General features: G+C 26.0%; 8 protein-coding genes. 1 reads left to right on the forward strand and 7 read right to left on the reverse strand.

Annotation, left to right across the window (positions count from 1 at the left end):
* Window positions 1–229: 229 nt before the first annotated feature.
* From cmr6 to BUB51_RS06890, 7 genes are read right to left on the reverse strand one after another with little or no spacing between them, the layout of a single operon-like run.
* Window positions 230–1138, reverse strand: coding sequence for a type III-B CRISPR module RAMP protein Cmr6 (cmr6, locus tag BUB51_RS06860; RefSeq protein ID WP_073196516.1), 909 nt, complete (start codon window positions 1136–1138; stop codon window positions 230–232).
* 18 nt (window positions 1139–1156) lie between these two features.
* The gene (cmr5, locus tag BUB51_RS06865; RefSeq protein WP_073196518.1) at window positions 1157–1537 is read right to left on the reverse strand and encodes a type III-B CRISPR module-associated protein Cmr5; all 381 of its coding nucleotides are present in this window, start codon (window positions 1535–1537) and stop codon (window positions 1157–1159) included.
* On the reverse strand, window positions 1530–2342 hold the full coding sequence (cmr4, locus tag BUB51_RS06870) for a type III-B CRISPR module RAMP protein Cmr4 (RefSeq protein WP_073196519.1): 813 nt from the start codon (window positions 2340–2342) through the stop codon (window positions 1530–1532). Before cmr4 ends, cmr5 begins: the two co-directional genes overlap by 8 nt.
* The gene (locus tag BUB51_RS06875) at window positions 2342–3427 is read right to left on the reverse strand and encodes a type III-B CRISPR module-associated Cmr3 family protein (RefSeq protein WP_073196521.1); all 1086 of its coding nucleotides are present in this window, start codon (window positions 3425–3427) and stop codon (window positions 2342–2344) included. The genes cmr4 and BUB51_RS06875 overlap by 1 nt, the downstream gene beginning before the upstream one ends.
* On the reverse strand, window positions 3420–5063 hold the full coding sequence (cas10, locus tag BUB51_RS06880; RefSeq protein ID WP_073196522.1) for a type III-B CRISPR-associated protein Cas10/Cmr2: 1644 nt from the start codon (window positions 5061–5063) through the stop codon (window positions 3420–3422). The genes BUB51_RS06875 and cas10 overlap by 8 nt, the downstream gene beginning before the upstream one ends.
* Window positions 5056–6252, reverse strand: a complete 1197-nt coding sequence (locus BUB51_RS06885) for a hypothetical protein (RefSeq protein WP_073196524.1) — start codon at window positions 6250–6252, stop codon at window positions 5056–5058. Before BUB51_RS06885 ends, cas10 begins: the two co-directional genes overlap by 8 nt.
* An 18-nt stretch (window positions 6253–6270) precedes the next feature.
* Window positions 6271–7962 (reverse strand): magnesium transporter CorA family protein, encoded by a 1692-nt coding sequence (locus BUB51_RS06890; RefSeq protein WP_073196526.1) that lies wholly within the window; start codon window positions 7960–7962, stop codon window positions 6271–6273.
* A gap of 658 nt (window positions 7963–8620) precedes the next feature.
* On the opposite strand from BUB51_RS06890, the gene BUB51_RS06895 reads away from it, so the two are divergent.
* Complete coding sequence (locus BUB51_RS06895) at window positions 8621–10261, forward strand: hypothetical protein (RefSeq protein ID WP_073196528.1); 1641 nt, start codon at window positions 8621–8623, stop codon at window positions 10259–10261.
* Window positions 10262–10640: the final 379 nt, after the last annotated feature.

Genomic DNA, 10640 nt, shown 5'->3' on the forward strand with positions numbered 1-10640 from the left:
ATACGTTTCAATTCCTTATAGGTAGTCTATAAACCCATCACTTATATTGATATTACTATATTTAAAAAATTTTGTCAATTATTAATTTTTTGCGTTAATTCCTACTAATATACTAGGATTTTACCCTTCTATATATTGAAATTTACACGTTTTTGGCAAAAAACAAAAAGTCGTCGATCCCCGGGGTTTTTTGCACTACTGGAGGTCGACGACATTTTGATACTATACCTTATATACTTCTTCTAAAGTCTTTATAATACTTTTTATGATTTTTCTTCATTCTTCGTTCTAGGTTCAATATATCATTCTCTCCATATTTCTCATCAAACTTACCGTATCCTACATTAGTTTTTGCTCCAATACCTAAATCTAATAAAATTTGTCTAAACAATTTCAGCTTATCAAATGAATTAAGTATACCATCATTCAAATCAAAAGAAAATTTAAAAACAACATCAGGTAATATTTTTATAAACTTCAATGGTATCGGATTTTTTAAAGGATTATTATAATGAGGTGTTATATAATCATCAGCTAAAAATTTTCCATCATTTCCTTTTACCTCGTGTATATAAGCCTCATAAAAAATATCTTTCAATCCCTCAATAGTACCTATTTCAAATATTTCATATTCTAAAAGATTTACTAATAAATCATCGTCCGATAAATTATAGTTTATATAATTTTCTTTACCATTATCTTCAAGATTCTTTTTAAATTTCTCCAATTTTTCTTTTTCAAAATCTATTTTGTTATTTTTCAAAATTTCTAAAATATATTCTCTATGCTTAAAAGCACTTCTCAAAAGTCCCTTCACAGTTGAACCGGGAATAATAGGCATACCTGTTGTATAATCAAAATAAAATCCCATTTTATAGCAATCTTTATCTTCTTTATCTTTATTATCTTTTTTATCGTCATTATTAATATCATGCTGATACCCTATTCCTATAATCATTCCAGGATAGATAGTTTTCAACCTAAAACAATATTTACCATAAGGTGCATTATATCTCCCTTTAAATTCAACCTTAAGTATATCTCTATTCTTCTTATGTATATCTTTTAATTCAAATTCTAATTTTTCGTTTATATAATAATGTTTGTTAAACAAAAATCCTAAATTTGGAATATTCATAATCTCCCCCTATTCTAATCAAACTAATTCATATGTTCTTATAACTTGTTGTAAAGCTATAACTATGTTAATAATTTCCTTTCTTAAAATTTTCTCTTCACTCTTATTCTTGAGCAAATATTGAAACAAACTATTCTCTTTCGTTTCTTCGTCTAATACCTTCAATATTATTTTCATCAACTTTCTTCTATCTTGTTGTGAATTTGCATTCTTGTTTTCAAAAAATGCAACAGCAGGTAACAATCCATTTTGTATAATACAAGCTCCAAAAGAAGAAATATATCCGTTGAATTCTCTTGGAATTCTTCCTTCATTATCAACTATATTATCTTCACTATTAATATTATCTAAAACCTCCATACATTTAACAATATAATGACTTATTCTTCTACTACTCATTTGAATCACCCACTTTATTAATACAACATAAACCATATCCTATTGATGAATTAGCTCCAATTTGTATCATTTCTTTTGTTATTAATTCATCAAATTCATCCGAATATTTATCTTCCTTAATTATTGGAATAAAAAATTTTGTCTCTCTAGGCACTATTTCTTCAAACCATAAATTTTTACTTTCTCCATTCTCTAGTTTATTTCTTGCGATTACTGGCAAATTTTCTATAATTTCCTTAAAGTTGGTATCACTAAATATAGCTATATCTCTACCTAAAATTTTTTCCACATTATCTAAAACAGTTTTATCCATTTTAACATATTTACCATAATAATCTTCTATAACTGCATCCTTTAATTTTTCATCAAATATTATTACGTTCGAATCATTAACATCTATTTTAGATAACTCTTTCAATGAATCTATAATTTCTTCATTCATTTTAACATCAAATAAAGAAAACTGTTCAATAAAATTCTTAAGTATAGGCACAGTTGTAGCTCTGAAAAACTGTTTTTTATCGCTTCTAACTGGATAAACTAAAAGTTGTGCACTCAAGAAATTATATTTACCTGCTTCTTGTTGTGTTCCGAATATAAAATTAATAATTTCATCATCTTTCTTCTGCAATTTTCTTTCAAAATACTCCCTCAATGCTCCTTTAAAACTTGAAGAATTTATAACTGGAAAACCTGTAATAATATCACGCTGAACTAAATTATCTACTATTCCTAAATTAGTATCTCCACTACCTACATGCATATTGGTAATAGCTCTAATTAAATAAATACTTGTTTTTCCCATTATATTCCTCCTTTTATATATACATATTTATTATATCCTATTTTTCTTAAATTTTCATATTTTTCAATTCGCTCTTCTAATTCTTTTAAATCTATAGAATATAAAACCGTTCCTCTTTTCAAAAATTTATATTTTTTACTTATTTTTTTTAGTGCTTTATTTATATTGTTTATTCCTTTTTCATAACAAGTTTCTATATTCCTAAAATTTTCGGTATCAGCTATAGCAAAACCACAATTTTCATATGGGTTATCTAAATACGTATCGCTTAATAAAATAACTCTGTCTATCGTTCTATATTTATCATCAAACTCAACCTTTATTTCAAAATTATCTGTTTTTTTCTCAAATTTAGCTCTAAAAGCCGATTTCTCACCCCCAATATATAATATACAATCTTTAATATGAATATCAGAAGATAACTCTAAAATAAATGCAAACTCATACCCATCCTCCAACTTAAAAAATTGCTGCTTATAATATCCTCCATCATCTTTTGTTATATGAGAACCTTTTTTAATTCCTATTCTAATTTTACTAACAAAAATTTTGTTTTCTGATACTATTTCTTTTGTTTCTATATTTAAAAAATCTCTTGTAATACCTTTTTTATGATCATAACCTATTAATTTATATACTCCATTTAAACATATATTACTTTTAAAAGTTTCCTTTTCAAATTTAAAAGGAGTATAATATTTCTTCCTATTTATTTCTTTACAAACTTTTTCATTATGATCAAACGGAGCACTAATAAAAAATTCACCATTTTTATATATAAACACATTCGATATACTCTTTATTACTCCAAAATCCTGCTCTTCAATATAATTAATTTTGAAACTTTCTTTACCTATAATTTTATTTATATTTTCACGTTCCTTATCTGTATAACTCCAATCATATTTATACAAACCTTGCTGTATCAATATTTCTTTTCGTAGAGCTCCTAAAATTGCAGTCTGTTGTGGAAATATATTTGATCTTACAAAATAATTTGTTGTACCATCTTTACTATCAAATGTGATTTCACCACCAAAGAAATAATAATCTAAAGGTTTTAAAGTTACAAGATATTTACTCATCATCTCCCACCTTTTCGTTAAGAAATGAAATGAATTTCAGGCAAGAATGAATATACATGATAAATTCAGAAACCTTACTATTATCTTCTTTTTGATCTTGTTTACATAACTCATCCATTTCCTCGTATGCACATTCTATAAATTCACGCACTTTATCTAAATAATCATATTTTCCCTTATATGTATCTTCATCAAAATTATTTATAAAATAATTTTTCAGCCTATTTTTATCTTTTTTCTCCAAAATCCTCTCAATTATAAAATGATCTCTCATCAATTTCTGTTCAACAGCCCTAATATAATCTCGTCCATCTTCATCAACTGCAACATATTTTAATAAATCTTTAAACTTCTTATATGCATTTCCACTTTGATTTAATACAGCTCCAAAAACATGCCCACTATGCTTTAATACATTAAATGCAACTGCATTCTTCTCTTGTTTTTTACCATTTATTTTTGCCTTACTAGACTTTGCCTGATATAATAATGTCCTTGCTTCCTCTAACGCTTCATAAAGCGGATATTTCCAATAAACTATAGAAACTCCAAAGGAAATACTAGGTAATTCATTTATTAATTCATCTGAATTACTAAATTGAAACTGGTTATGCATTATCTCATTAAATGCATCATATATTTCAGTAATAGTATCAAACACAGTTTTAATATTATCTCCATCTCTATATATAACAGGTGTAAAAAATAAACTGTCATCTCCACCAGAAAATATAAGCATCCCTTTACTTCTACAGTTAACAATATCAACAACTCTTTTTGAATATTTTAAAAGTCCCTCTGAAAATTTTTCAAATTCATCTATTGTCTTTAATTTTTTTTTAAATTCCCTCATATTGTCTCCATCAGCTTGTACTACTGCAAAATACAAATAACTTTTTTTTGAACCATTTTCTTTTATTTTTTTGTCAATCTCTTCTTTTGATTTTTTATCATCTAAATCTAAATGATCTACTCCTAAATCAGCCAATGCTATATGCATAACCGATTTAAATTTATTTGAACCGTTAGATATAAAATAATATTTTAAATATTCTTCTTCAAAACAGTCTTCTATCAAGAAACTATCTTTGATATTTTGATTTTTTAAAAGCTCTATAATAAAATTAGTTTCTTCAATTCTGACAAATGATTTTTTCAATTCTACCTGATTTAAAAGCTCGTCCATACGATTTATAATAACATTCACTTCTTCATCCGGACTAAATTCTTGCTCAACATAATATATCTGAAAATAATCTTTCAAATAGCTCTTCACTTCATCCAAATCATATTTTTCCCTACTCTTTTTATTTAATTCATTTACTATTTTATTCGCTAAATCATTTAATTTAGAATTTATAATTTTACTAATTTCATCAAAATCATTATCATCTTTTGCTTCAAATATACACCTATCGTGAAATAATCCAACGTTATTCTTATTTTCAAAAAGTTCTTTATCATCCGTATAAGGTATTAAAAATTTTCTACCACCATCCATCGATTTTATATCTTTAATAATATTTTTCATAAGATATGAAAATATATAACTACTTCCCCAAAGCTGACCCGTGTCTTTAGCTAATGATAATGTATCAATTATAGGTCCAATTGTAATCCCTATATATTTAGCCACTCTGTTCACCCACCTTTACTATCGGTTTTGATTTAGCACCCTTAAGCATTCTTAATGTATTACTCTTCTTTTCATTATCTTCTTCTATTTTCAAATCATTGAACCAATCAGCAAATGCAAATAAAAATTTAAAAATATTAAATTGCTCTTTACTAGGAATTTCTATTTTTTCGCTTTCATTTTTATATTTAAATTCAAATTCCGCCCCATAAATCTCATCTGGTATTTCTTCAGGTATAATTATTAAATAGTCATCAACAATCTTAAAAGTTATTGGAGATTTGAATCTCTTTATATTTTTATTATATACATTAATTTCGCCCCTTCTCTCTTTATCTTTAAAATAAAAAGAATTACAAATTCCTAATAATCCTCTAACATAATATTTCTTTTGATTATCTTTTTTAATCCTAACACTCTCATTAAAAAATTCTTCTTTTATCATTCTTTTTTCATTATCTATCCCTTTTCCTTTCATATATTCAAATAAAAAAGAGTTATATTTCTTATAGATACTTTTATGATTTATTTTACATTTAAATTTTATTCCTGACTTCATCATCTTATATAATATGTAAACATACCGCATTAAATCTGAATATGTTTTTCCATCATATTTTATATATAAAAATTTATCATATACACTTTTCACATCGGCTATTATATCCTTCTTATCTTTTAAATAAAAGGAACCAAATCCTTTATTTTGACGTAATCCAAAATTTGTAACCGCAAAAAAACGTGAAATATTCTCTTCTATCTTGGTTAACAAGTCTTTATGAAACGAAAAAAATTCTAATATAATTTCATCATACATTACTGCTTGTTTTTTAATATTTTTTCTTTTTTTATTCTTTTTACCTTTTTTAGTGTTTTCATTCATTTTTCTAATATAAAAAATTTCAGGATAAGGCTCTTCTAAATCGATTATTTGTTCATGCCCTTTAGCTATTATTTTTAACTTATAATCAAATGCTTTATTACTTTCACCATCTTCTTTTTCTTCTATTTTTTCTATATCGCCTATTAAATATCTCTTATATTCTTTAAAACTTTTAAAAACATGTTTTTTAAGAAACTTATCTAATTTAGGTTTTAATTCTGTCGCTCTTAAAGTCGCCCCATGCTGATTCCCCTGAAAATGTATCAAAGGTGTATGCTGTTTCAATTCAATGACAAGTTTGGGCATATACTATCCTCCTTCGGTTTATTTGCTTTTTTCCTCACTTTCTTTATTATTCTCAATAAATTTTTTAAAAATTAAATTTGGTATCCAATAAAGAAATACTGCAAACCAAATAGCAAATCCAAATAACGAAAATAAATGACTACTAAACGTCGGTGAAGAAGTAGTCAATAAAGGAATACCTAAAGAATTCATTACTTTATTTATAAACCACTGGAAGCTGATATCTTCTAACTGTTTATTAAAAATATTCATTCCTAGTAACCCTGTAATAAATGTCGGTATTATAAACTTTGCATTAAGTTTTTCTATAGTCTTCAATGATTCACTTGTTCTATTTTCTTCCATTAATGTCGTATACTGATGAAGCGAATTTATCTCTTCACCCAAATTTTTTATATCTCTATCGATATTCATACATTTAATAATTAAATCATATATCTCAATTCCCTGTTCTTGTGCCGTAACTTCTCTAAAGTATAGTCTATTAACAAATTGTATATAATTTTTATGCAACACGCTAACTTTTTTAAATAAGTCTTTACTCTCTTCTAATACCGAAATTCTTGAAATTTCATCTGAAAATCTTAATATAGCTGCTCTTTGTGCTAAAAGAAGCGAGACCATTTCATAGTACATTGTAGAAATATGAGTTTCTAAAAATGTTCCTTCTGAATTCGTTAAACAAACAAAAGAATATCTACTTGCACCATATAATGTGCCGTAATTAATCCATCTATCATATGTATGTTCTCTTAAAAGATTTTCAAGCATATCTTTACTTTGGCAAGAACTTCCATTTCCATCAACAAAAATATATTCATGCCAAAAATCCGAAGTCAAATAATTATACCTTTCTTGGTGATCTAAACCTTTTAATTGATCAGCCAATAAATCATTCACATACCAACAGATTGTAAACATTCTATCGTCTATTATCGGTTCTATCTCAACTTTGCCATTATTTCTCATATTTGGATTTTTAATTACAAAATTTTCATTAAATAGCCCAGTAATAGTTTTAGAAATATAATAAGGATTTTGTTTCCAATCCCTTTCAAAATTTTCTTCCAATTTAATTTTATTATCGATAACTATTTCTAACTTATTTGCAAGAAACCTTCCCTTCGGTGCTTCTAACGACTCACATATACCAATATTCCCCGATTCTGTTTTTAAAAACTGGGGATATACTCTCCTACCGAAATCATTTATTTCAAGTATATCTTTTGAATCTTCAGAGTCATAATTTGATAAATGATAAGATAAAATCCCAATACCGGTTTCATATATCTTAAGTATAATTGAATCAATATTTAAACTATACAATTTATCCTTATCTGAAGATTTATCTTTATCTGAATTATATTTAATATATATATTATATCTATTACCATCATCACCTAACTTATATTCATAATTAAATACAGTTTGAGCATAAAACTCTTCTTTTTTACCACTTTCCCTTTTTACCCTGCTATAAATACTATTTCTAACATTATCATAAAAATAAACAAACTCATTATATTTTAAGTTGTCATCAATAATGAGATTTTTATATTCCCATCTTCCATCACGTTCTAAAGCTTCAATAACCTTTCTAACATCCGTAATATCATCAAAAGTAACTTTTTTATTTTCATCAACATTGTATGTCCATTTAAAAGGAAATAAAAAAATATGCTTACTATATAACTTCTTGTTTTCTCCCAACTTTTATCACCCCTTGCTCATATTTTTCATTTTATACTAAAAAATAACCATTAAATATATTCTTCTTTTTCTTCTTTTTTCCTACAACTTTTTTAAAAAAATTGTATTTTTCTACAAAAATTTTTTATTGTACTCTATTTGTAAAATCTTTTGACATTTCTCTTATTAATCGTACAAAATAAATATAACAGAATAAAATTCAATCTTTTATGTTACAAAATTATAAAAATTTACAAATATAAGTTGATAAAATATAAAATAATTGCTAAAGCATTCTTTAGATGTGAAATACATAGAAAAATAAACATACTATCTAATAAAAGTAATAATTATCATAAGAAATTTTAGATTTTGAACCTTGAAAAAACATAATAAACTAATCATGCAGGAAAATTCGTTAATTTGAGGGTATTTACTAACAGGCTTCCTAGAAAGGTTTACATAAATATTACTCTTCCAAGTAATAATAGAAATAGAAGATAAGGTAGTAGAAAATGGAGTAGTAAAAAAAGTAAATAAAAAAGTATTAGCATTTAAACCTTATTATGATCCACCATCAAATGACAAAGATAATTTAAGAATAACTACTGAAAGTTCAGAAGGAGAAAAATATTTTGGATGGTATAGAAGTGTAGGTTATGGATTATATGTAGACTTAATGGGTTCTCCTTACTTTGCAATAGATATAAAGTACGGACAATTAAGATCAATATACAAAACAAGCAAATCAAATTATAGGCAGTTAGTTTCATTAGTATATGAACCGTGGAATCCAAACAATGGTTCAAAATTCGTATTTGCTAGTAAGTATAGTGAAAAGTTTTTTGATTACTATAGAAGAACATACGGAGGAAAATACTTAAACAATTTAACTGATGATTTAGAAAAAGAAGAATGGAAAAACCTATTAGAATATGTAGCGTATTATATGAAATTTAATCCCGATTTAATATTTGCATTAGTAGAGAATGGAAAAAGAAATCCAGAACTGTCAAAAATGATAGATTATAACAAAATATTAATGGATATAAGAAGGATAAAGAACAATGCAAAAGACAAAGAAAACTTTACATATGTATATGCATTAATGTCTACAGAACACTACAAAGATATGGTATATACATTTTATAAATTTTTCTCATTAACAGTAGCACCATCAGAATATACTGCAGGAATAGCTTATTACATTACAAAAGAAAACACATACAGTTCATTAAACATTCCACCATTTAAAAATATATCAGACTTATTTATATTAAATGATGAAACAAGAACAGGTTTATCATATGTAGATGAAAATAACACAATAATAGTAGGCAAAAACATAGGAGAACAAAGTTTAGGTAAAAAAAGTGGAATAGAAATATATCCATACGAAGAAGGTTCTAGTACAATAGATGGATGGTGGAGAAGAACAAATCCAATACCAAAAGATAAATTAATACTAGAACCAAATAAACCTTATGTATTAAGAGCTTATTTAGGATATATAACAGAAAAAACCAAAAGTCAAGAATTACATCAAAACGGTTATGGTTTATCATTTCACAAAGATATAAACCTATATATGAATGTGAAATATACTCAAGACAAAATTGATTTAAATACGAAATCGAATATAGATATTAATAATGAAAGTAAATTTGGATATTATGCTGTATCAGTACCATTAATAGATCAGACATTAAAAGAAGATAGACACAAATCAAAAGAAGATTTTGATATGGATTTAGGAATAAAGAGATATGAACCTAGATATGGAATATATGAAGTAATATTCAAACTTACAGAAAATGGTTTAATGTATTTAGATAGTAATGGAGTTTGGAAGAGTGCTAATGCTACAGTTAATACAAATCTTTTCCCAGATGCACTTTCAAAGATAAACTACGATAAACTTGATTTAACACAAGTAAAAGGATATTACTTTGAAGTATTTTTATCACCTGAAAGAAACTATTATAAAGGAGATAAAAAATCTCTAATTGAAGCAAACTTTATAGGTTCACTATCAGGATTAGCAGATTCATATAAATATTTCTATACAAATGACAATCAATATTCATACAATGACAAAGCGGGATTATTTGCATTATCAAGTGATGGAGCAAATTCATTTGTAGCATTTGGAATAACAAATTCTACAGTTTCTTTAGGAACAGAAAAGTATAATAGTATTGTAATAGATAGAAAAAAAGAAGATGGAACATATGAGACAATAAAACCGAATTCAAGTTATGAATTAAAATTAAAGCAAGGAGATCTGATAAAAAATAAAGGCATATGTAAAGAGAAGTGATCTGCCGATGTATCCGAAAGAAGACCCAAAATTAGGAACGACAAATCCGATAAGGATAAAGGATTTTAGGTTAAAGCGGTAATCTATGAAACTTGATTTATATAATTCCTTCCTCATCAACCACATCTGATATTGTTTCAATCCTCAAATTCCTCACAGGTAAGCTATAAACGTAGGTTCAGGTTACAACTTAAATGAAGGAGATTGGACGTTTCAATTCCTTATAGGTAAACTATAAACTTAAAGAATTGGGGTTAAAATACGTTCCAGTAGTATAGTTTCAATTCCTTATAGGTAGTCTATTAACATATTAATAAATGGTTTTTCTCTCAAAAAAGAGCATGGGTTTCAATTCCTCATAGGTACACTATAAACTGTT

This window comes from Caloranaerobacter azorensis DSM 13643, from assembly GCF_900129995.1.
GTDB lineage: Bacteria > Bacillota > Clostridia > Tissierellales > Thermohalobacteraceae > Caloranaerobacter > Caloranaerobacter azorensis.